This window comes from Streptomyces sp. NPDC001507 (assembly GCF_042894765.1).
In the GTDB taxonomy this organism is placed as follows: domain Bacteria; phylum Actinomycetota; class Actinomycetes; order Streptomycetales; family Streptomycetaceae; genus Streptomyces.
In genome coordinates, this window is the sequence record NZ_JBIAVV010000001.1 from 1,000,459 (window position 1) to 1,023,113 (window position 22,655).

Sequence of the window (22,655 nt, forward strand, 5' to 3'; positions counted from 1 at the left end):
GCCCTGCCCGCCGTTCGCGGAATCCGCCGGCTCGCGCATGGCCGCTGCGGCCGTCTGCGACGACGAACCGGCACAGCGGGCGAACGGGACGTGTCAGCTGCGGGCGACGCTACCGGGGACCGGCCGAAGACCGGCTCCGCCACGCCTCACCGCCGGGCATTCGATGCCGGGTGGCGGGTACCCGGCGCTGATGGACACAGCACTGGAGCAACTGGCCGCCGCCGGCTCGGTGGCGGGGATGGTCGTCATCGTCGTCTGCGGGCTGCTCGTCACGGCCGCGCTGATGGGCGCCGTACGTCTTGGTATCGGGGTGCGGCGGCGGGAGTCGGCGCCGCCCCGGCGCTCGGAGCAGCCGAGGCTGCCCCACTCCGGGCCGGTGCGCGAGGAGCAGACCATGCGCGAGCCGAACGAGGTGCCCCGGGCGGCCGACGGCGGGGAGCGTCTCACCCCGCACCAGCTCGGCAACGCGTCCACCCGGCCGAGCGGGGACCAGACGCGCCGGCGCTGGCACCCCGGGTCCAGCGGATCCTTCGGAAGCGGGGGCAGCGGCGCGAAGTGACCGACGGGAAACCCCGGGCCCGCTGCACGGGCCCGGGGTTTCGGGGTGTGACGCTGTCCTGCGCCGCCCTCGGTGCGTCCTCAGTGGAGGCCGCCCGGATCGCCGGGCCGGATGCGGCCGCGCCACGCGCCGCTCTCGGCGCCGCGCTGCTCGATGAAGTCCTTGAAGCGGTGCAGGTCCCCCTTGACCCGCCGGTCGATCATGCCGAGCGCGTCCGCGCCCTTCTCGGCCATCCCGGAGGGCTCGATGTCCATCGTGAGCTCGATCCGGGTGTGCGTCGGGTCCAGGGGCTCGAAGCGGACGGACCCGCGCTGGGTCGTGTCGCCGTCGATGGTCCGCCAGGTGATCCGGTCGTCCGGCAGCTGGTCGACGATTTCGGTGTCGAACTCGCGACGCACCCCGCCGATGCTGGTGGTCCAGTGGTTGTGCCGGTCGTCGAGCTGCCTGACCTCGTCGACGCCCTCCATGAAGTTCGGGAAGTCCCCGAACTGGGTCCACTGGTTGTAGGCCGTGTGGATCGGGACGCCGACGTCCACGGTTTCCTTGACCGTGCTCATCTGTTCCTCCCTTGTGCGCGAGGGTATGAACCTTTTAGGCGTGCCTGATGCGATTGGTTCGCATTCGCACGGCGGTCGGGTACCCGTTTCCGCCCGGGGATCACCCGGAAGACGGGCGCGTAGGTGAGGAGGAGCCGTGAACGCGGTCGTGGAGAGCGTGCGGATACCCGCCGAAGGAGTGTGGCTCGACGCCGACGTGGGCGTCCCTGAGGCGGCCACAGGGGTCGTGCTGTTCGCGCACGGAAGCGGCAGCAGCCGGCACAGCCCCCGCAACCGCTACGTCGCCGGCGAGCTGTACGCGGCCGGGATCGGCACCGTGCTCGCCGACCTGCTCACCCGCGAGGAGGAGCGCACCGACGCGGTTTCGGGGGCGCTCCGTTTCGACATCGGGCTGCTCGCCGCCCGCCTGACCGACCTGGTCGACCGGCTCGGAGAGTACGAGCCCGCCGCCGGCCTGGGGCGCGGGCTCTTCGGCGCCAGCACGGGCGCCGCGGCCGCCCTCGTCGCGGCCGCCGCGCGTCCGGACACGGTCCGCGCGGTCGTCAGCCGGGGCGGCCGGCCGGATCTGGCCCCGGAGGCGCTGGCGTCGGTCCGCCGGCCGACCCTCCTGATCGTCGGCGAACGCGACCAGGAGGTCCTGCGGCTGAACCGGGCGGCGGCCCGGCAGATCCCGGGCGAGACGCGGCTCGAGGTCGTCCCCGGCGCCACCCACCTGTTCGAGGAGCCCGGCACGCTGGAGTGCGTCGCACACCTGGCCCGCGACTGGTTCACCCGCCACCTGCCGGTCTGACGCCGCTCAGGGCGTCGACGGGCGGGTCTCCGTCCAGTCGACCATCAGCCGGCGCTCGGCGAACAGCCACTCCCCGCCCTGCTTGACGAACTCGTCGAGATAGCGGATCGACGCGATCATCAGCGTGCGCCGCCCGTCGTCCCCCACCGAGACGTGGTGGGCCAGGCAGTAGCTCTCACCGGTCGCGCGGTCCCCGTGCAGGGAGACGGTGCTCTGGCCGTTGAAGTGGGTCGTCGTCCGGTACGTGTTCAGGTTGTCGAACACCGGGGCCAGCGAGTCGCGGCCGTGCAGCTCCTGCGTCGGCTCCGCCGCCGTGGCGTCCATGAACACCAGGAAGCGGGTGTCCTCGGTGAACAGGCTCATCTGGCCCTTGGCGTCCCGCCGGTCCGCGCAGCGGGCGTAGGCGTCGACCAGCTCGCGGATGGCCAGCCGGTCGGCGGCCTCCTGCGGCGAGACGGAGGTGTGGGCGGCCATGAGGGGTTCCTCCAGCTTGGTTGCGCCAATCTATTTGACAGATGTATAAAAGCAGTACCGGCGTGGCCGCGCAACGGTTGCCCGGCACGAGGGCGGTATCAGGAGGGCAGTGCTCTGAACGACCGGACCGACCCGCGCGTCACCCGAACGGTCCGCGCCTTCGAGCAGGCCGTCGTCGAACTGGCCTCGGCGCGCCCCGTCTCCCGGATCACCGTCGCCGAGCTCGCGGACCGGGCCGGCGTCACCCGGGCGACCTTCTACAACCGCTACAGCACCCCGCTGGACCCGCTCATCCAGGTGCTCCACGAGGACCTGGAACGCGGCCACCGACGGGAGGCCGAGCTTCGCGCCCAGGGCGGCCACACCGACCGGGAACTGCTCCGCCTCGCCACGGCAGAGGTCGCCGACCACGTCGAACGGTTCCTCGACGTCTACCGCAACTCCCTCACCGACCCCGCCGACAGCGGTGTCTACGAGGCACTCGTACGGCACTTCGGCGAGTACACCCTGGCGTTCCTGGCCCGCGCCGAGCGGCCCGGCCTCCCCGGTGCAGGCCGCCGGGTCGTCGCCCAGTTCATGGCCCACGGGTTCGCCGGGGCCATCAAGGCCTGGCTCGACGACCCGTCCGTCACCAAGGATGACATGGTCGACGCGGCCGTGGCCTGCGCCCCCGCCTGGTGGACGTCCGGCCCCGCGCCGGACACCGCCTCCCAGCAACGGAGATCCTCGTGAACGTCGTCGTGTTCGGCGCGTCCGGCATGGTCGGACAGGGCGTCCTGCGCGCCTGCCTCCTGGACCCCACCGTGGGCAGCGTCCTGGTGGTGGGCCGCCGCCCGCTCGGCATCACCCACCCCAAGCTGACCGAGGTCGCCCACGACGACTTCACCGACCTGTCCGCCCTCGCCGGCCGGCTGACCGGCCTGGACGCCTGCTTCTACTGCCTTGGCGTGTCCTCCGCCGGCCTGAGCGAAGCCGAATACACGCGGGTGACCCACGACTTCACACTCGCCGCCGCCCACGCCGTACTCGCCGCCAGTCCGGGGCCGACCTTCACCTACGTCTCCGGCGAGGGTACCGACAGCACCGAACAGGGCCGGACCATGTGGGCACGGGTCAAGGGCCGCACCGAGAACGAGCTGCTCGCCCTGCCGATGAACGCGTACATGTTCCGCCCCGGCTACATCCAGCCCCGGCACGGAGCGGTCTCCCGGACCCGCTCCTACCGCGTCATGTACACCCTCACCTCCTGGCTCTACCCCCTGCTGCACCGCCTCCTGCCCGCCCACACCACGACCACCGAACACCTGGGCCGCGCCATGCTGGCCGTGACCCGCCCGGGCGTGACCGAGAACCGGGTGCTGTACAGCAGGGACATCAACCGCCTGGGCGCCTGACGGGCCCTCGACCGCCCTGCTCGCGGGGAGCAGCGGCCCGGCGCGCGGTGGCGGGGCGGGGCGGGCGGGAAAATCCGTTGGACGCGTGCCTGCTCCACGCGTAACGTCCGTGGCGCCGTGACGTCGTCCGAGGAGGTGAGACCCATGAACGCTGTATCCGCATGGGTGCTCCCTCGCTCCGTCACGGTCGGGCGATCGACGTAGGTGTCGCCGGGAGCGCCTGAACGACAAGGCCGTCCCGAAAGGCAGCACCTCATGCATTCTGTGCACTTCACCGCCGAGACGACGTCCGGCGGGGTACTCGAACGCGACTTCACCGTCGGCGGGATCCCCGGCGTGCTCTGGTCGCCCGCGTCCGCCTCCGAGCGCGCGCCCCTGGTCCTGATGGGCCACGGCGGCGGCACCCACAAGAAGTGGCCGGCGATGCCCGGCCGCGCCCACCGGATCGTGCACGGCTGCGGGTTCCACGTCGCGTGCATCGACGCGCCCGGACACGGCGACCGGCCGCGCACGCCGTACGACGAGCAGGAGATCGCCGCGCTCTACCGGGCACGCGAGGCGGGCGAGCCGGAAGGCCCGATCGTCGTCCGCTACAACGCCGACCTCGCCGAGCGCGCGGTGCCCGAGTGGCAGGCGACCCTGGACGCCCTCCAAGCGCTTCCCGAGATCGGCGCCGACGGGCCGGTGGGCTACTACGGCCTCAACATGGCCACCGCGATCGGGGTGCCGCTGACGGCGGCCGAGCCGAGGATCACCGCCGCGGTCTTCGGCCTCCACTGGCCCGACGCCCTGGCCGCACCGGCCGGTCGGATCACCGTGCCGGTCCAGTTCCATCTCCAGTGGGACGACGAACACATCCCGCGCGAGGCCGGTCTCGCCCTGTTCGACGCCTTCGCCTCCGCGGAGAAGACCCTGCACGCCAACGCGGGCCGGCACAAGGAACACCCCAGGTTCGAGGCCGACAGCGCGGCCCGGTTCTTCGCCCGGCACCTCACCCGGTCCGTACCTGCCCCGGCCGTGAACTGACGGGCCGTCGGCGCCCGGCAGCCTGCCGGGCGCCGGCACCGCTCCTCGCGAAACCCTTTCTTCACACCTTGACTTAACATCACGGATATTGCTTGGATCGCAAGTCGCCGTCCACTCGAGGAGTTGCTGTGAGACGTACGATCACCGCGATCGCGGCCGTTACTGTCATGACCCTGCCACTCATCGGTGCCGGGCCGTCCGGGCGGACCGGGACCGGCGGCACCGGGCACGGTCAGGTCGTGACCGGCACCTACTCCACCGGCGCCGCGCAGGCGTGGCAGCCCCTGCCGGTCGTCAGGACCGGCGCGGACCCGGACGGTGCCGTCGACGCCACCGTGGTCGCCGACCCGGGCGCGCTGCGGCAGAAGTACACCGGCATCGGCTTCTCCCTCGACGAGACCAGCGTCTCCAACCTGTGGAAGCTCACCCCCTCCCAGCGCGCGGAAGCCATCCGGCTCCTTGTCGACCCCAAGCACGGCGCCGGCCTCGACCGGTTCCGGCTGACGATCGGCAGCCCGGACCTCATCGAGCACCTGCCGTTCTGGTCCGAGGACGACCTGCCCGCCGGCGTCACCGAGGACTTCGGCCTGAAGCACTTCTCCGTGCAGCGGGACATCGACCTGCACATCATCGACACCATCAAGCTCATCCAGCACTACAACCCGCACGCCACGTTCTTCGCGTCGGCGTGGAGCGCCCCGGCCTGGATGAAGACGAACAACCGCTTCCTCGGCGAGGTCGCCCTCAAGCCCGGCAGCAGCACGGACTACTACCAGGTCGGCAAGTTGCGGGACGACTGCATCGAGGTCTTCGCCCGGTACTACGTCAAGTTCGTCCAGGCGTACGCCAGGCACGGCATCCGCGTCGACGCGCTCACCCTGCTCAACGAGCCCGGCATGGACGTCGTCTACCCGGCCATGGACATCAGCGTCGCCCAGCAGCAGAAGCTGGCCCTCGCCATCAAGCGCGAAATGGGCGCCGCCCGCCTGGACACCCAGCTCTACGTGCACGACTTCAACTTCTGGGACTGGCGCGACCCCAACAGCACCGCGACCAAGAACTACTACCGCATCTTCCAGGACGCCCCCGACGGCTCCGTGACCGGCGCACAGGTCCGCAAGGCGGCCGACGCCATCGCCTTCCACCCCTACTGGGGCGACCCGACCGTCATGCGCGACGCGTTCGAGGAGTTCGGCAAGCCCGTCCAGCTCACCGAGACCAGCGACCTGTCGCCCTCGACCGTCCTCGACGACTTCCGCCTGGACGCCGGCTCCTACATCCTGTGGGCCCAGACCACCGACCAGGACGGCGGCACCCTGCACTGGACACCGGCCCGGGACAACAACATCGACTGGGACCAGGTCGCGGCCACCACCAAGTGGAAGGACCGGCTGGTGACCGTCGACACGAACACGCGGAAGTTCACGGTCCGCGACGAGCTGTACGGGCTCGGGCAGTTCTCGAAGTACCTCTCGCCCGGTGACGTCCGCCTGGAGTCCAGCGCCACCGAACACGGCATCAGCAACGTGGTCTACCGCACCCGCGACGGCGGCTACGTCACCGTCCTCGGCAACGGCAACAGCACCGACAGCAAGGTCCGGGTCACCGTCGGCGGCCAGAGCTTCGTGACGACCGTACCGGCGGCCTCCTACGCCACCTACCGGTGGCAGGGCCGGGCGTAGGGCTAACCCCCCGGAGTGACGACGGGCCTGCCGGATGGTGGCGGCCCGGCCCGTCCACAAGGCTGGGAGGAGCCGCGAACACCCGCGGTCCGCGCGGCCCGTGCCGTCCGGGCGGACCGCGCAGCCAAGGAGGCCCGCCTTGCTCACCCGCCGCACCGCCCTGCTGTCGGCCGTCGCCGCCACCGCCCTGTCCGCCGTCTCCGCGCGCACCGCGTCGGCCACGCCGCCCGCGGGGTCCGCGGCTGGGCCGGTGCGGCTGACCCTGCCCGCGCCCGGCGGCCCGCATCCGGTGGGGACGGTCTCCCTGCGCCTCGTCGACACGGCCCGCGCCGATCCCTGGAACACCACACAGCCGTACCGGGAGCTGATGATCAGCATCCGGTACCCGGCGCGGGACGCCGACGGCCGCCCCCGGGCACCGCAGATGCTGCCGGGGGAGGCCGCCGGCTTCACGGCCGTCAACAACCTCGCCGACGTGCCCGCCGACAAGGTCGACTGGGCCGCCACCCGGACCCACGCGCACGAAGACGCCCCGGCCGACCGGGACCACGGCCCGTACCCGGTGGTCTGCTACTCACCCGGCGCCGGCGACCCGCGCTCCCTCGGCACCACCCTCTGCGACGACCTCGCCTCCCGCGGCTACGTCGTGGTGATGCTCGACCACACCTACGACGCCACCGCCGTCCAGTTCCCCGGCGGCCGCGTCGAACACACCGTGCTGCCCGCCGAGTACGACAAGGCCTACCCGGACAAGAAGCGGATCAGGGCGCTCCTGAAGAAGACGATCGACGTACGGGTGGCCGACACCCGCTTCCTGCTCGACGCACTGCCGCGCGCGCTGCCCCGCGCACTGCGCGGCACCCTGGACCTGGACCGCATCGGCATGTTCGGGCACTCGGCAGGAGGCTTCACCGCCCTCCAGACGATGCACGACGACCGGCGCATCGCGGCCGGAGCCAACATGGACGGCGTCGTCGCCTACGTCCCGGACGACGGCGACTCCGGCCACCTCTCCACCGTCGCCGCCGAGGGTCTGGACCGGCCCTTCCTGCTGCTCGGCAAGGACGGCAACGACCTGAGCACGGTCCCGTCCTGGAACGCCCTGTGGCGGCACAGCCGCGGCCCGCGCGAGGGCCTGACCCTGTGCGGCGCCGAACACGCCACGTTCACCGACGAGGAGGCCATGATCCCGCAGATCGCCCGCCGGCTCGGGCTGCCCCGGGCGACGGTCGTGAAGAACATCGGCACCATCACCCCGGCCCGCGCGATCCCCGTCGAACGGGCCTGCCTGGCCTCCTTCTTCGACCGGCGGCTGCACGGCCGTGAGCTGGCAGGCCCCTCGGCCACCGCCCCGGAGTTGCGTCCCTTCGGCCGGTGAGCGGGCGTCGCGTCACGCCGGGAGCCAGCACAGGCCGTCCCCGGTGACCCCGAGCCGGCCGGGGAGTGCCGGGGCCGGGCCCGCCGGCGGGGCGCCGTACAGGGCCTGTTCCTGGAGGTCGTTGCCGGTGCGGAAGGTCTCGGTGACGACCCGGGTGGTCAGGAGGGGGTTCGTGCGGTCGCCGGCGGCGGTCAGCCGGCCCACCGCGTCCTCCAGTTCGGCCGCCGCGGCGTTCCACCGGACGCCCAGCCCGCCTGCCGCGGGAATACCGGTGTCGCCCGACGCCACGCCCCCGGCCAGCTCGGCGAAGGCGGCGGCCTCGCCGACGTCCACCCTGGTGATCTTCTTCGCCGACCAGAAGTACGAGTCCTCGTCCCGCTCCATGTCGTAGAACGCGACGAGGAACTCGTAGAACACCCCGTACTCCCGGCGGTAGCGCGCCTCGAACTCGGCGAAACCGCGCGCCTCGGGCACGCTGCCCTCCAGCGCGGCGTTCACCGCACGGGCCGCCAGCAGGGCGCCGTACGTGGCCAGATGGACGCCCGAGGAGAGCACCGGGTCCACGAAGCAGGCGGCGTCGCCGACCAGCGCCATGCCCGGGACCCACAGGGACGTCTTCCAGTAGGAGTAGTCCTTGCGCACCCGGACCCGGTCGTACGGCGGCTCGGTCGCGACCGGTACGTCCGCGAGCAGCCGGCCGACCGGGGGGCAGGCTCTGATCATGTCCCGCCACGCTGCCTCCGGGTCGTTCTGGACGGCCGCGTGGTGCTCCGGCGCGATCACGGCACCGACGCTGGTCAGGTCCTTGCGCAGCGGGATGTACCAGAGCCAGCCGGCGTCGAACGCGGCGCAGAGGATGTTGCCGTCGTTCGGTGCCGGCAGGCGCCGGCCGCCCGCGTAGTAGCCGAACACGGCCAGGTTGCGGAAGAAGTCCGAGTACACCCGTGCCCCGCCCACCCGGCCGTGGATCCGGCTGGTGTTGCCCGACGCGTCGATGACGTACCGGGCGTGCGCGGTGCGCGGGACGCCGTCCGGGTCGGTGTACTCGACACCGCGCACCCGCTCGCCCACGGTGAGGACCCGGCGTACCGCACTGCCCTCCCGTACCTCGGCACCGGCGCGTTCGGCGTTGCGCAGCAGGATCTCGTCGAAACGGGAACGCTCCACCTGGAAGGCGGTCGCGGTGGGTTCCGGCAGCCGCGGTGTCGTCGCGAAGGAGAACTGCCAGGGCTGCGGGTCGCGGCCCCAGCGCAGGGTCCCGCCCCGCTTGAGGGTGAACCCGGCCGCCGCGACCTCGTCGGCGACGCCGAGGAGGCGGCACAGGCCGTGGACGGTGGCGGGCAGCAGCGACTCGCCGATCTGGTAGCGGGGGAAGGTCTCCCGCTCCAGCACGAGCACCCGGTGCCCGCGCCGGGCCACGGCCGTCGCGGCGGTCGATCCGGCCGGACCGCCGCCGACGACGATCAGGTCGTACTCCCCGTACGGCCTGAACGCCTTGTGCCGCACGTCTCGCGCAGTCATCAGGGAACTCCTCTTCCGTTCGGACCGGGACGGTCACTCGGCCGGGCGGCCCCGGACGGCCGCGGACGCCTCGGTCTCCGTTCCCGGCAGGGCGCCCGCGGCGCGCAGGGCCCCGTGGACGTGTGCCGTCAGCTCGGGCAGCGTCGGGTGCTCCAGAACGACGGTCGGTGACAGGCGGACCCGGATGAAGGCGCTGAGGCGGTTGCGGACCTGCACGGCGGACAGGGAGTCGAAGCCGAGCTCGGTGAAGGCGCGTTCGGCGGGGAGCTCGGACGGGTCCGTGAAGCCCAGCACCGCTGCGATCTCGGCGCGGATCAACTCGGTGAGCACAGCTGCGCGTTCGGGCGGGGCGACGGCGGCGAGCCGCTCCCGCCAGGCACCGGGCGTCCGGGCAGCGGCGTCCAGGGGTGCCGCGGCGGCCGCGGCCGGAGTGCGCGGCAACAGGTCGGCGAGGACGGGCGGCGCGTCCGGTCCCGCGGCGGCCCGCACGTCCAGCGGCAGCGGCACCAGGACCGGCTCCGGGCGGCGCAGCGCGGCATCGAGGAGGGCGATGCCCTCCCGCTCGCCGACGGGCAGTACACCGCCCTCCCGCAGCCGGTCCGGCGCCACCCGGCCCGCCATGCCGTGTGCGCCCGCGGTGGTCCACGGCCCCCACGCCAGCGACTGCGCGGGCAGGCCGCGGGCCACCCGGTACCGGGCGAGCGCGTCGAGGAACCCGTTGGCGGCAGCGTAGTTCGACTGCCCGGGCCTGCCGAGCACGCCCGCGGCCGAGGAGTAGAGCACGAAGGCGGCCAGGCCCAGGTCCTTCGTCGCCTCGTGCAGATGCCAGGCCCCGTCCGCCTTCGGCGCGAGCACGGCCGCGAGGCGCTCCGGCGTCATGGCGTCCGTCACGCCGTCGTCCACCACCCCGGCCAGATGGAAGACCGCGGTGAGCGGCGGCCGGCAGGACGCGACCAGCGCGTCCACGGACGCCCGGTCGCTCACGTCGCACGCCACCACGCGCACGTCGGCGGCCAGTTCGCCCGCCCAGTCCGGGATCTTCCCGTCACGGCCCGCCAGCAGCAGGTGCCGCACGCCGCGTTCGGCGACCAGGTAGCGGGCCAGACCCGCCCCGAGCGCACCCGTGCCGCCGGTGACGAGCACGGTCCCCTCGGGATCCAGACGGGCGGCCTCGGCGGTCGGCGCGGCCGCGGGAGCCAGCCGGGGCGCCACGACGACGCCGTCGCGCAGGGCGAGTTCCGGCTCGCCGGTGCGCAGCGCCGCGGCCAGGTCCGCCGTCGTCACCGCGGCCCCCCGCCGGTCGACCAGTACGATCCGGCCGGGATGCTCCGACCCGGCGCTGCGGACCAGCCCGGCGACCGCGGCCTCGGCCGGGTCGGGCGCGTCTGTGGTGGCGTTCTCGGTGAGCACCAGCAGCCGGCCCGGCCGCGCGCCCGCGGTCCACTCCCGCACCCGCTCCAGCACGGCGCCGAGCAGCCCGCGCAGCCGCTCGGGGGGCGGCGCGTCCGGGGGCAGGGCGGCGGCCAGCCGGGCCACGTCGACCAACTCGTGCTCCGGGCCCGCGGTGCCGGCCGGTACCGGCCGCCAGGCGAGACGGTAGGTCTCGGCCGGCGGTCGCGCCGCCGCCGGGACCGCCCGGGTGACCACGGACTCCACGGCGGCCAGCGGCAGCCCGGCCCCGTCGGTGAGGGTGACGCGGAACTCGTCCGGGCCCAGCCGCCGTACGATCGCGCGAGCCGCGGCGGCACCGGGCGCGTACACCGTCACCCCGGAACAGGTGACCGGCGCGCTCGGCTCGCCGGGCTCCTCGGCCAGCAGCGCGGCATGCAGCGCCGCGTCGAACAGGGCCGGGTGCAGGATGTACGACCGCGCGGTCGCGGCCTCCCCGGGCGGCAGCGCCAGTTCGGCCAAGATCTCGCCGTCCCGGTGCCACAGAGCGGTCACCGCGCGGAAGGCGGGCCCGTACCGATGGCCGTGGCCGGCGAGGCGCTCGTAGTCGACGCCGATCCGCTCCGCGCCCGCCGGCGGCCAGGCTGCGGGGGCGTCAACGGGCGGTGGCTGCGCCGGGGCGGTCGTCGCGGTGGCGTGCCGGGTCCACGGGCCCGCCGTGTCGGCAGGCCGGCCCCAGACGGTGACCGGCCGCCGGCCCGTCCCGTCCGGTGCCCCGGCCACCACCTGCACCTGCGCCCCCTGCCCCGGAGCGAGGACGAGCGGGGCGCGCAGGGCCAGTTCGGCCAGCCGGACCGGCGCGGCGGAGCCGTCGGCCCGGGCGGCCAGTTCGGCGAAGACGGTCGCGGGCACCACGACCCGGCCGTCGATCACGTGGTCGGCGAGCCAGGGATGGCGGTCGAGGGACAGCACGGCGGTGTGCCGGATCGCGGGCCCGTCGGCATCGGGTACCGGCTCGCCCAGCAGCGGATGGCCGGACCCGGCCGGCCGCCGCACGGCGTCCAGCCAGTAGCGCTGCCGCCGGAAGGGGTGGGTGGGCAGCGGGCGCCGCCGGGCACCGGAGCCGGTGTACACCGACCGCCAGTCCACCCCGGCCCCGTGGACATGGAGCGCGGCCAGCGCCTCGGCCGTGGTCCGGGAGTCGGCGCACGACGCGAACACCGCGTCCGTGTCCGGCCCGACGCAGTCCTCGGCCGCCGCGCCGAGCGCGGCGGACGGCCCGGCTTCGACGAAGGCCGTGACGCCGTCCCCGGCGAGCACGCCCACCGCGTCGGCGAACCGGACCGTCTCGCGCGCCTGACGCACCCAGTGCCCGGCGGTGGCGAGCGCGTCCGTCTCTGCGCGTCCGGTGAGCGTGGACACGACCGGTACGGAAGGCGGCCGGTAGGTCACCGACTCGGCGACCGCGCGGTACTCGGGCAGTACCGGGTCAAGGAGCGGCGAGTGGAAGGCGTGGCTGACCCGCAGCCGGTGCTGCGGCCGTCCGACGGCGGCGGCCAGTGCCGTCACCGCGTCCTCGGGCCCGGAGAGCACGACCGACTCCGGCCCGTTGACCGCCGCCACCGCGACCGCCCGTCCGGGTACCCCGTCGAGCAGCGGCGTCACCGCGGTGAGCGGCGCCCGGACCGCGATCATCGCGCCGCCGGCGGGCAGGGCCGCCATCAGCCTGCCGCGCGCGGCGACCAGCCGTACCGCATCGGTGCGGGAGAACACCCCGGCCACATGGGCGGCGGCCAGTTCGCCGACGGAGTGCCCGACCAGCCGGTCCGGGTGTACGCCGAAGCCGGCGAGCAGGGCGTGCAGGGCCACTGCGTAGGCGAACAGCGCGGGTTGGGCGTAGTCGGTCCGGTCAAGCAGGCCCGGATCGTCGATCGCCTCCAGCAGGGGGCGGTCCAGCCACGGGGTGAACTCCTCGCACAGCCCGGTGAACGCCGCGTCGAAGGCCGGGAAGGCCGCCCGCAGTTCGCGGCCCATGCCGGGACGCTGGGCTCCCTGGCCCGGGAAGAGGAGAGCCACCTTCGGGCGTGGGCGCGCGACGCCCCGCAGCAGTGCCGGACCGTCGGTGCCGACGGCCAGGTCATGAAGCCCCTTGAGCAGGCCTTCGGCGTCCGGGGCCAGCACGGCGGCCCGGTGCGTCAGCGGTGCCCGGGTCGTGGCCAGCGAGAACGCGACGTCCAAGGCGTCCGCCTCCTCCCGTACGCCGGCCAGTTCCGCCGCCAGGCTCGCGGCGTGCGCGCGCAGCCCGGCCTCGTCGTTCCCGCCGACCAGCCAGGGCATGAGCGGCAGCCGGTGGGCCGGTTCCGTGCCGGCCGACGCCGTCGCTCCCGCCGCGTCGGCCTGGGCCGGCTCCTCGATGATCACGTGGGCGTTGGTGCCGCCGATGCCGAACGACGAGACCGCCGCCCGGCGCGGACGGTCGCGGCGCGGCCACGGGCGGGCCCGGTCGAGCAGCCGTACCGCACCGGAGGACCAGTCGACGTGCGGCGAAGGCCGCTCCGCGTGCAGCGAGGCGGGCAGCCGGGCGTGGCGCATCGCCTCGATCATCTTGATCAGGCCGGCCATCCCCGACGCCGCCTGGGTGTGCCCCAGGTTCGACTTCACCGAGCCCAGCCACACCGGGTCGGCCGGGTCACGGCGCTGTCCGTAGGTGGCGAGCAGGGCGTTCGCCTCGACCGGGTCGCCGAGCGCGGTGCCCGTGCCGTGTCCCTCGACCGCGTCGACGTCGGCCCCGTCCAGCCCCGCGTCGGCCAGTGCCCGCCGGATCAGGTCCCGCTGCGCCGCGCCGTTGGGCGCGGTCAGGCCGTTCGACGCGCCGTCCGAGTTGACGGCCGAGCCGCGCAGCACCGCCAGCACCGGATGGCCGTTGCGACGGGCGTCCGACAGCCGCTCCAGCAGCACCAGACCGACGCCCTCGGCCCAGGCGGTGCCGTCCGCACCCGCGGCGAAGGACCGGCAGCGCCCGTCCGGCGACAGCCCGCGCAGCCGGCTGAACACGACGAACGGCCGCGGATCCGCCAGCACCGTCGCTCCGCCCGCCAGCGCCAGCGCACACTCCCCGGCCCGCAGCGACCGGGCCGCCAGGTCCAGTGCCACCAGCGAGGACGAACACGCCGTGTCCAGCGTCAGCGCGGGACCGCGCAGCCCAAGTGTGTAGGCGATCCGGCCGGACGCCACGCTCGGCGACGAGCCGATGCCCAGCTGGGCCTCCAGCTCGCCGGACACCCCGCCATGGCCGTACCCGCCGGCGTGCATCAGGCCGACGAACACTCCGGTGTCGGTGCCGCGCAGCTCCGGCGCCGGGACGCCGGCCCGCTCGAAGGTCTCCCAGGCGACCTCGAGGAGCAGCCGCTGCTGGGGATCGGTGGCCAGCGCCTCGCGCGGCGACATGCCGAAGAACAGCGGGTCGAAGTCCGCGACCCCGTCCAGGAACCCGCCGCGGCGGGCGTACGTCGTCCCGGGCCGGTCGGGGTCGGGATGGTGCAGCGACGCGAGGTCCCAGCCCCGGTCGGCCGGGAAGTCACCGGTGGCGTCGCGCTCTTCGGCCACCAGACGCCAGAGGTCCTCGGGGGAGGCCACCCCGCCCGGGAAGCGGCAGCCGGCCGCCACGACCGCCACCGGCTCGGCCTCCGGGCCGCGCCGCGGCGCCGCCGGGGGCCCCGCCGTCCCGTGCAGCCGCGCGTCCAGGTGGGCGGCGACCGCGGCGGGACTGGGGTGGTCCCACACCAGCGTCGCCGGCAGCCGCAGCCCGGTGCGGGTGCCGAGCCGGTGCCACAGGGTCATCGCGTCCATCGAGGTCAGACCGAGATCGGCGAACGCCGTGCCCGGATCCGCGGTGCCACCCCGGATCGCCGCCGTCTCCGCGCACACCAGGTCGGTCAGCGCGGCCCGCCGCTCACCCGGCGTCCGCCCGGCGAGCCCCGCGAGTCCCGGATCGGCCGGGCGGTCGGTGAGCGCCCGGCGCAGCAGGGCCCGGCGCGGCTTGCCGCCGGAGGTGCGCGGTACCGCCGGGATCGGCAGCACCTCCTCGGGCACCTTGTGCGCGGAGAGCACCGCCGCGCAGGCGCGCAGCAGCGGCGCCGGATCGAGGTCAGGCCGGTCCGGCACCACGAACGCCACCGGCACCTCACCGAGCAGCGGATGGGCCCGCCCGACCACGGCGGCGTCCCGCACCCCGGGCAGAGCGCACAGCACCCGCTCCACCTCGGCCGGGTCGACGTTCTCGCCGCCGCGCACGATGCGGTCGCCCGCCCGGCCGGTGACGGTCAGAAACCCGTGCTCGTCGAGCCTGCCCAGGTCACCGGTGCGGTACCAGCCGTCGCGCAGGGCGGCGGCGGTCTCCTCGGGACGGTCGTGGTAGCCGAGCATGACGCCGGGGCCGCGGACCCAGATCTCGCCGTCCCCGCCGGTCCCCTCCGCCGGGGCGATCCGTACCTCCATGCCGGGCAGCGGCAGCCCGCTGCTGCCGCGCACCCGTCGGCCGGCGGGCGACTCCACAGCGATCTTGCCGCAGGTCTCGGTACTGCCGTAACCGTCGAGCAGCGGGGCACCGAACCGCTCCTCGGCCTCCTCCCGCAGCTCCGGGTCGCTGGGCGCGCCGGCCGTGACGCACAGCCGCAGCGAGGGCACGGCCCCGAGCCCGGCGTCCAGCAACTGCCGGTAGGTGAGGGGGACCCCGGTCAGGACGGTCGGCTCGCACGCGGCGACCAGCCGGACCAGGGCGGCCGGTTCCCGGGCCGTGGTGATCCGGGCGCTCGCCCCGGCCATGGTGGTGCCGAGGACGCACAGCGAGTGGGCGTAGGCGTGCGAGAGGGGCAGCGGCCACAGGAGGCGGTCGGCCGCCGACAGCCCGAGCCGGGGCAGATAGCAGGCGGCCGCGGACCACAGCGCAGACCGCTGGCTGGAGATCACCGCCCGGGCGGTGCCGGAGGTCCCGGACGTGTAGAGCAGCCAGGCCGGCTCGTCCAGGCCGAGGTCGTCGGGGGGAGCGGACGACGGCTCGGTGGCCAGCGCCTCCCAGGCGGTCACCCCCTCGGGCACCGGCCCCTCGCCGGTGACCAGCAGCCGGACGGTCCGGCCGGCCGCCAGCCGCATGATCCGTGGGAGATTGTGCCGGTCGGTGACGAGCACGGCCGGACCGCAGTCGGCCAGCAGCCCGGCGAGTTCGGCGTCGGTGGCACGGGAACCCAGCGGCACCCCCACCGCACCGGCCCGCACCGTGGCGAGCAGCCCCTCGACCAGTTCCACGCCGTCGTCCAGGCAGAAGGCCACCCGGGCCGCACGGCCGGCGCCCAGCCCGGCCGCCAGTCTGCCGGTCCTGCGCTCCAGCTCCGCCCAGCCCACCGCCCGCCGGTCGTCGGCGAAGGCGACCTTCCCGCCGTGGCGCACGGAGTTCTCGGCGAGCAGCTCCGAAACCGGCCGCACGGTCACCGCACGCTCCACTCCCACCAGGCCCCCCTCGTGGCAACAGCCCTGCCGGCCACCCCTGTCGGCGAGGGTACGGACGACCGCGCCGCAGCCGTCCGCGGCTCGCTGGGCCGGGCACTTTCCCAGTAGGAGGGCCCTGCCGGGGCCGGGGTTGCAGCGGCTGCCAGACCGGCGTTTTCTGGAAGTACCCGATGGTGTAACTAGAGCGCCCAGAGTTGCGGCACGGACCGGGGCTCTGTCCCGGCCGTCTCTCCTGGCCAGGCCTCGGCCCGCGCGGTCCGTCGTCGTACGGCGTTCGACGCGGAGGTGAACCAGGTGAAAGCCGTCGTCTACGAGAAGCCCTTCAGCGTCACGGTCAGGGACGTCGACGATCCACGCATCCAGCACCCGAACGACGTGCTGGTACGGGTCACGTCGAGCGCCATCTGCGGATCCGACCTGCACATGTACGAGGGGCGTACGGCCGCGGAGGCGGGCATCGTCTTCGGACACGAGAACCTCGGCATCGTCGAGGAGACCGGCTCCGGCGTGACCTCGCTGTCCGAGGGCGACCGGGTGGTCATGCCCTTCAACGTCGCCTGCGGCTTCTGCAAGAACTGCCTGGCCGGAAAGACCGGCTTCTGTCTCACGGTCAACCCGGGCTTCGCCGGCGGAGCCTACGGCTATGTGGCCATGGGCCCCTACAAGGGCGGCCAGGCGGAGCTGCTGCGCGTGCCGTTCGCCGACTTCAACTGCCTGAAGCTGCCGCCGGGCAACGAGTTCGAGACCGACTTCGTGCTGCTCGCGGACATCTTCCCGACCGGCTACCACGGCTGTGAGCTGGCCCGGCTGTCCCCGGGCGAGAGCGTCGCCGTCTTCGGCGCCGGCCCGGTCGGTCTGATGGCCGCGTACTCGGCGCTGCTGCGGGGCGCGTCCAAGGTGTTCTCGGTCGACCGGGTGCCCGAGCGGCTCGCCAAGGCCGAGCAGATCGGGGCGATACCGATCGACTTCACCAAGGGCGACCCGGCCGAGCAGATCAAGGAACAGACCGGGGGCGAGGGCACGGACAAGGGCGTCGACGCCGTCGGCTACCAGGCCCAGGCGCACGACGCGAGCCACGAGGAACCCGCCGTCGTCCTGAACGCCCTCGTCGACACGGTACGGCCGACCGGGATGCTCGGCGTACCGGGCCTGTACGTCCCGTCCGACCCGGGCGGACCCGACGAGCACGCCAAGCACGGCCTGCTCCTGGTGTCCATCGGCCGGATGTTCGAGAAGGGACAGCAGATGGGCACCGGTCAGTGCAACGTCAAGCAGTACAACCGGCAGTTGCGCGACCTGATCATCGCCGGGCGGGCCAAGCCCAGCTTCGTGGTCTCCCACGAACTGCCGCTCGAGGACGCACCGAGCGCCTACGAGAAGTTCGACCAGCGGATCGAGGGCTACACGAAGGTCGTCCTGCACCCGGGGCACGCCCTCGCGGCGTAGCACCGGCGCCGGCACAGCGCGGCGGGCCGGTCACGTCAGCCTTGGGCCGGGGTGAGGGCGGTGACCCACTCGGCGGGCCAGGGGACACCCCTCCGGTCAGCGCTCTGCGGCACGTGGACGACGGTATAGCGGCCGGCCGCGGCGAGTTGCCGCGGCCGGCCGTCGATCTCCTCGCCCCACACCTCGAACCCGAACGTCATCGAGGAGGTGCCGACGCGTTCGACGGTCAGGACCGTCGTCACCTCCTGCTGGAACCAGAGCGGCGCGGTGAAGTCGACCTCGTAGCGCACCCGTGGCGCGACACCGAAGTAGCCGACGACACCGCGCTCGCGCACCAGCGCGGCCTCGGCCGCCTCCACGAACCGCGCCACCGCGGTGTTGTGGTAGTGCCCGGAGGCATCGGTGTCCGACCACTCGACCCGGCACCGGTGGACGGCGCGGACACCGTCAGGGCCGGCACCCGCCGGAGCCACTGCCTGGTATTGCGCATTTTTCACGGTCGTCAAGTGTAGTCAACAACCTAGGGTCCGTTGCAAGACCCGGTACCGGTCGATCGCCCGCCGCAGCTCGGCCGCGTCGAAGTCCGGGACGGCCTCGCCCTGCGCGTACCTCAGGATCCGCCCCGCGAGGGTGCGCAGCTTGGTGTTGGTGCGCTGGGACATGTCACGCAGGACCCGCCAGGCCTCGTCCGGAGGGATCCGGCCGTACGCGACGACGGCGCCGATGGCCTGGTCGATGACGGCGTGCGAGGTGACGGCCTGTTGCAGCTGGGCGTTCTCGGCCCGAAGCCTTTCCTGCTCGACGGCCAGTTCGGTGGCCGACAGCAACCGCAGCGGCTCCGTGCGGGAGATCGCGAAGAACGCCATGAATCGCCTCGTAGGGGATGGGGTCCGGGGTCGGCTTGACACCTTCCCCCGGATCCCGTCCGTACGCGGCAGCGCCCCGCCGAGCAGCGCTCCGCAGGGGCGCTGGGGGTCCCCCGGCCGAAGGCTGGGGGAGGAACTGCGCGATCAGCCACGACGGCGCCGCAGCCGACGTCCAGCCGAAGCGGATCTCGTCGGCCCCGATCAGCTGCGGCGCCCCGCCGGGGCGTTCCGGTCCTCCCCGGCCGACGGCGTGGCGTCGCCGCCTGCCTGGCCCGGGATCGCCGCAGGTTCCGCGCGGTCGGCGTGGCCCGGCCACCAGGCCGCGTGGCCGATCAGCGCCGTGAGGCTCGGGGTGAAGAACATCGCCATCACGAAGGCGGCCACCGCGATGCCGAAGGAGACCGCGAAACCCATCTCCGTGAGCAGCGAGTTGCCCGCCAGCATCATCGTGGCGAAGGTCGCCGCCAGGATGAAGCCCGCCGCGGCCACCGTCGGCCCGGCGTGCCGCAGTGCCATGCCGGCCGCCTCGCGCGGCTCCCGGCCCTCGCGGGCCTCCTCCCGGAGCCGGGCGATCATGAGGATGTTGTAGTCCGTGCCGATGGCGACCACGAAGAGATACATGATCACCGGCAGCATGAACATCAGACCCGGCTTGTTCTGTGCCTCCTGGAAGATCCAGACCGTGGCGCCGAGCGTCGCGCCGAAGCCGAGCCCGACCGAGGCGATCAGGTACCAGGGAGCGACCACACTGCGCAGCAGCAGCCCCAGGATCACCATGATGAGCAGAGCGGCGACCGGGAACACCGTGCGGTAGTCGTGGTTGACCGCCGAGTCGATGTCCTTGTAGATCGAGGACATGCCGCCGACGAGCGCCTCGGTCCCCTCGGGAGCGCCGGCGTGCGCGACGTCCCGCACCCGGCCGACGGCGTTTATGGCCTTGTCCGTCGACGCCTCGTACTTGAGGGTGACGGTGAAGTCCGCCGTGGTCCCCGTCTTGTTCAACTGGGCCATCCGGGCGCTCGCGACACCGTCCACGGCCCCGAGTTTGCGCGCGTACGCGTCGAAGGCGGACGTGTCCAGCGGCTTGCCGTCGGTGCTGGAGAGGTAGACGTCGGTGGGCGCGGCGGCACCGGCCGAGTACGCCTTCTGCATCTGGTCCTGGACGACCATGGACTCCTTGGTCTTGGGCATCGAGCCCGACGCCAGGTCGAACGTGGCGTGGAAGCCCAGCGTGCCCAGCGACAGCACGACCAGGACCAGCCCGGAGACCGCCGCGGTCAGCCCAGGACGGCGCTGCACACCACGGCCCAGGGCCGCGAAACGGGCGTTCGACGGCTCCTGCTGCCAGGACTTGGACGGCCAGAACACCTTCGGGCCGATCAGCGAGACCACGGCCGGGATCAGTGTCAGCCCCGCGATCAGGGTGACGGAGACCGCGATGGCCAGCGCCGGGCCCATCTGCTTCAGGAAGCCCAGCGTGGAGAGCACCAGCGCGAGGAAGGCGATGATGACCGCGCCGGCCGCCGAGGCGATCGCCTCACCCACCCGGCCGACCGCGTTGACCATGGCCTCCTTGGGTTCGTCACCCGCGCGCAGGCGTTCGCGGTAACGGAACATCAGGAACAGGAAGTAGTCCGTGCCCACGCCGAACAGCACGACGATCAGGATCGACGACACGGAACTGTTGGCCTGCAGACCGAACAGCTTGGTGGCGTAGGCGATCAGCCCGTTGGCGATGGCCGACACCACGCCGATCACCACCAGCGGCAGGAACGCCAGGATCGGCGCCCGGAAGATGATCAGCAGAGTGACCAGGATGATCACGAAGGTGCCGATGCCGATCAGTGCCTCACCGCGCTTGGACGAGTCCTGCTGGTCGAGGGCCTGCGCGGCCGAACCGCCCAGTTTGACCTCCAGGTCGGTGCCCTTGGCCAGTTGCTTGACGTCGTCGCGCAACACCTTGGCCGCGTCCGCCTGCACGGGCTGACCGGCGTTCTTGCTGTCCATCTGCACCAGGATCAGGTCGTACCTGCCGTCCTTCGACGGCTGGCCGGGGACGACCTTCTGGACCTGGTCGATGTGCTTGCCGCCCAGTTCGGTGGCGAACCGGGCGACGTCCTTCGTGTCATCGGCGGTGAGCTTGCCGCCGTCGGTGCGCTGGTACAGCGCGATCGCGGACGGGGTGAAGGCGCTGGGGAACGCCTTCGCCTGGAGATCGGCCGCTTTGATGGACTCGTAACTCTTGGGCAGGAAGCTGCTCTCGTCGCTGTTCGAGGGCAGGCTCGGGGCGGTGGCGACGATCGCCACCGCCGCGATCAGCCATGCCACGATCGTCCAGACAGGATGTCGGACGACGGCACTGCCAATTCGTCGGAACATGCGGAAGGTCCTCCTGGGTAGGAAGATCACCGCAGCCCGGGGAGCGGACCCTGGCATCGGCGACCCCGACCGGCACGCATCCGACGAGCCGGTCGCTTGGTTGTCTTGACGCCATATGTTAGGGATCAGCCGTGAAGATCGGTCCACTGGGTTTTTCGCGCCGCCCGTAGCTGCGCCATTTTCCAGCCGCCCGCGGGCGGCCCCGTCATCTGTACGGCGGCGGTCCGGTCGGCGACCATCGAAGGCGTGATCGCGGCACCGTCGCCGACCGGAGGGCCGAACCATGTCAACGATCGGTCAATGGCAGTTGCGGGCCGCCTTCGCGGTGCGGCTGTCGGAGATGTACGGGCGGGAGGTCCCCGCTTACACCACGCTGGTGGACGTCTCCCGCGAGGTGAACGAGGACGTCCTGCGCGCCCGTGGAGCCGACGCCGAACGCCTCGGCTCCATCGGCAGGGTCACCGCCGAGCGGCATGGCGCCATCCGGGTCGGCACCGCGCGCGAACTGCGCCAGGTCGCCCGCGTCTTCGGCGCCCTCGGCATGCACCCCGTCGGCTTCTACGACCTGCGGGAGGCCGCGGCCAGCGCCGTCCCCGTCGTCTCCACCGCCTTCCGGCCGGTCGACGGCGAGGAACTCGCCCGCAACCCCTTCCGCGTGTTCACCTCCCTGCTCACCCCCGCCGACGCCCGCTTCTTCGACGCGGACCTGCGCGCCCGCCTGGAGACCTTCCTCGCCGCCCGCGAACTCTTCCCGCCCGAGCTGCTCGCGCTGGCGGACCGCGCCGCGGCCGACCGCGAACTGCCGCCGGAAGCCGCCGAGCGCTTCCTGCAACTGGCCGTCCAGGCCTTCGAGCTGTCGGCCGAACCGGTGGACCGCGCCTGGTACCGGACCCTGGAGAGGGTCTCCGCCGTCGCCGCCGACATCGGCGGAGTCCGCAGCACCCACGTCAACCACCTCACCCCGCGCGTCCTTGACATCGACGAGCTGTACCGCCGGATGACCGGCCGCGGCATCGAGATGATCGACACCATTCAGGGCCCGCCGGCCTGGAAGGGCCCCGACGTGCTGCTCCGGCAGACCTCCTTCCGCGCCCTGGCCGAGCCCCGCGCGATGCGCACCGAGGACGGCAGCGTCGTCAGCGGCGCCCTGCGGGTGCGCTTCGGCGAGGTCGAGGCCCGCGGCATCGCCCTCACCCGGGCGGGCCGCGCGCTGTACGACGAACTCCTCGGCCGCGTCGACGAACAGGCCGCCCGGCACCCCGAGACGGCGCGCGCCGACCTCGCACGCGCCGTCTGGGAGCGCCACCTGCCCGGCAGCGAGGAGGAACTGGCGGTCCAGGGGCTGGCGTACTTCACCTACCGGGTCGCCGACGACCGGCCGCGCGACGGGCGCACCCCGCCCGCCTCCATCGCCGAGCTGGTACGGCAGGGCTGGGTACGCGCCGAACCGGTCGTCTACGAGGACTTCCTGCCCCGCTCCGCCGCCGGCATCTTCCAGTCCAACCTCAGCGGCGAGGGCACCCGCGACAACGACGCGCAGGGCACCGCCTACGACGCCGGCTGGCTCTCCGGCGCCATCGGCCGCGAAGTCCTCGACCCTTACGCCCTCTACGAGCAGCAGCAGAACCGCTCCCTCGCCCGGACCGCCCGCGCCCTCGGCCTCACCGAGCCCGTCAGCTGACCCCTTCA

16 protein-coding genes are annotated in these 22,655 nt (G+C 73.3%); 9 read left to right on the forward strand and 7 right to left on the reverse strand.

What is annotated here, in order from left to right; all coding sequences use genetic code 11:
• Nucleotides 1–190: 190 nt before the first annotated feature.
• The gene (locus tag ACFY0K_RS04545; protein ID WP_390638554.1) at nucleotides 191–559 is read left to right on the forward strand and encodes a DUF6479 family protein; all 369 of its coding nucleotides are present in this window, start codon (nucleotides 191–193) and stop codon (nucleotides 557–559) included.
• A gap of 80 nt (nucleotides 560–639) precedes the next feature.
• On the opposite strand, the gene ACFY0K_RS04550 is transcribed toward ACFY0K_RS04545, so the two are convergent.
• The gene (locus tag ACFY0K_RS04550; RefSeq protein ID WP_351959823.1) at nucleotides 640–1,116 is read right to left on the reverse strand and encodes an SRPBCC family protein; all 477 of its coding nucleotides are present in this window, start codon (nucleotides 1,114–1,116) and stop codon (nucleotides 640–642) included.
• Nucleotides 1,117–1,252: 136 nt separating this feature from the next.
• Between ACFY0K_RS04550 and ACFY0K_RS04555 the strand changes: the two genes are divergently transcribed.
• Nucleotides 1,253–1,906: a dienelactone hydrolase family protein gene (locus ACFY0K_RS04555; RefSeq protein ID WP_390638555.1), complete on the forward strand. Its 654-nt coding sequence runs from the start codon at nucleotides 1,253–1,255 to the stop codon at nucleotides 1,904–1,906.
• A gap of 6 nt (nucleotides 1,907–1,912) precedes the next feature.
• Here ACFY0K_RS04555 and ACFY0K_RS04560 read toward each other — a convergent pair whose 3' ends face one another.
• Nucleotides 1,913–2,380 carry a nuclear transport factor 2 family protein gene (locus ACFY0K_RS04560; RefSeq protein WP_390638556.1) on the reverse strand — a complete coding sequence of 156 codons (468 nt, stop codon included), beginning with the start codon at nucleotides 2,378–2,380 and terminating at the stop codon, nucleotides 1,913–1,915.
• On the opposite strand from ACFY0K_RS04560, the gene ACFY0K_RS04565 reads away from it, so the two are divergent.
• From ACFY0K_RS04565 to ACFY0K_RS04585, 5 genes are all read left to right on the forward strand, one after another.
• Complete coding sequence (locus ACFY0K_RS04565; protein WP_390638557.1) at nucleotides 2,369–3,112, forward strand: TetR/AcrR family transcriptional regulator; 744 nt, start codon at nucleotides 2,369–2,371, stop codon at nucleotides 3,110–3,112. The genes ACFY0K_RS04560 and ACFY0K_RS04565 overlap by 12 nt on opposite strands.
• Nucleotides 3,109–3,774 (forward strand): epimerase, encoded by a 666-nt coding sequence (locus ACFY0K_RS04570; RefSeq protein ID WP_390638558.1) that lies wholly within the window; start codon nucleotides 3,109–3,111, stop codon nucleotides 3,772–3,774. The genes ACFY0K_RS04565 and ACFY0K_RS04570 overlap by 4 nt, the downstream gene beginning before the upstream one ends.
• A 255-nt stretch (nucleotides 3,775–4,029) precedes the next feature.
• On the forward strand, nucleotides 4,030–4,800 hold the full coding sequence (locus ACFY0K_RS04575; RefSeq protein WP_390638559.1) for a dienelactone hydrolase family protein: 771 nt from the start codon (nucleotides 4,030–4,032) through the stop codon (nucleotides 4,798–4,800).
• Nucleotides 4,801–4,928: 128 nt separating this feature from the next.
• Nucleotides 4,929–6,482: a glycoside hydrolase family 30 beta sandwich domain-containing protein gene (locus tag ACFY0K_RS04580; RefSeq protein WP_390638560.1), complete on the forward strand. Its 1,554-nt coding sequence runs from the start codon at nucleotides 4,929–4,931 to the stop codon at nucleotides 6,480–6,482.
• 139 nt (nucleotides 6,483–6,621) lie between these two features.
• On the forward strand, nucleotides 6,622–7,860 hold the full coding sequence (locus ACFY0K_RS04585; RefSeq protein WP_390638561.1) for an alpha/beta hydrolase family protein: 1,239 nt from the start codon (nucleotides 6,622–6,624) through the stop codon (nucleotides 7,858–7,860).
• Nucleotides 7,861–7,872: 12 nt separating this feature from the next.
• Here ACFY0K_RS04585 and ACFY0K_RS04590 read toward each other — a convergent pair whose 3' ends face one another.
• Together ACFY0K_RS04590 and ACFY0K_RS04595 are read right to left on the reverse strand one after the other, a co-directional pair.
• Entirely contained in the window at nucleotides 7,873–9,381 is a 1,509-nt protein-coding gene (locus ACFY0K_RS04590; RefSeq protein ID WP_390638562.1) for a tryptophan 7-halogenase, read from the reverse strand.
• Between the two features lie 33 nt (nucleotides 9,382–9,414).
• Nucleotides 9,415–16,257 carry an SDR family NAD(P)-dependent oxidoreductase gene (locus tag ACFY0K_RS04595; RefSeq protein WP_390638563.1) on the reverse strand — a complete coding sequence of 2,281 codons (6,843 nt, stop codon included), beginning with the start codon at nucleotides 16,255–16,257 and terminating at the stop codon, nucleotides 9,415–9,417.
• Nucleotides 16,258–16,569: 312 nt separating this feature from the next.
• Here ACFY0K_RS04595 and ACFY0K_RS04600 point away from each other — a divergent pair, with 312 nt between their 5' ends.
• Nucleotides 16,570–17,721 (forward strand): glutathione-independent formaldehyde dehydrogenase, encoded by a 1,152-nt coding sequence (locus tag ACFY0K_RS04600; RefSeq protein ID WP_390638564.1) that lies wholly within the window; start codon nucleotides 16,570–16,572, stop codon nucleotides 17,719–17,721.
• A 35-nt stretch (nucleotides 17,722–17,756) separates the two neighbouring features.
• On the opposite strand, the gene ACFY0K_RS04605 is transcribed toward ACFY0K_RS04600, so the two are convergent.
• The 3 genes from ACFY0K_RS04605 to ACFY0K_RS04615 form a co-directional block, all read right to left on the reverse strand.
• Nucleotides 17,757–18,218 carry an acyl-CoA thioesterase gene (locus tag ACFY0K_RS04605; RefSeq protein ID WP_390638565.1) on the reverse strand — a complete coding sequence of 154 codons (462 nt, stop codon included), beginning with the start codon at nucleotides 18,216–18,218 and terminating at the stop codon, nucleotides 17,757–17,759.
• A 15-nt stretch (nucleotides 18,219–18,233) separates the two neighbouring features.
• Complete coding sequence (locus ACFY0K_RS04610) at nucleotides 18,234–18,587, reverse strand: ANTAR domain-containing protein (RefSeq protein WP_390638566.1); 354 nt, start codon at nucleotides 18,585–18,587, stop codon at nucleotides 18,234–18,236.
• Between the two features lie 201 nt (nucleotides 18,588–18,788).
• The gene (locus tag ACFY0K_RS04615; protein WP_390638567.1) at nucleotides 18,789–20,966 is read right to left on the reverse strand and encodes an MMPL family transporter; all 2,178 of its coding nucleotides are present in this window, start codon (nucleotides 20,964–20,966) and stop codon (nucleotides 18,789–18,791) included.
• Nucleotides 20,967–21,249: 283 nt separating this feature from the next.
• On the opposite strand from ACFY0K_RS04615, the gene ACFY0K_RS04620 reads away from it, so the two are divergent.
• On the forward strand, nucleotides 21,250–22,647 hold the full coding sequence (locus ACFY0K_RS04620; protein ID WP_390638568.1) for a 2-oxoadipate dioxygenase/decarboxylase family protein: 1,398 nt from the start codon (nucleotides 21,250–21,252) through the stop codon (nucleotides 22,645–22,647).
• Nucleotides 22,648–22,655: the final 8 nt, after the last annotated feature.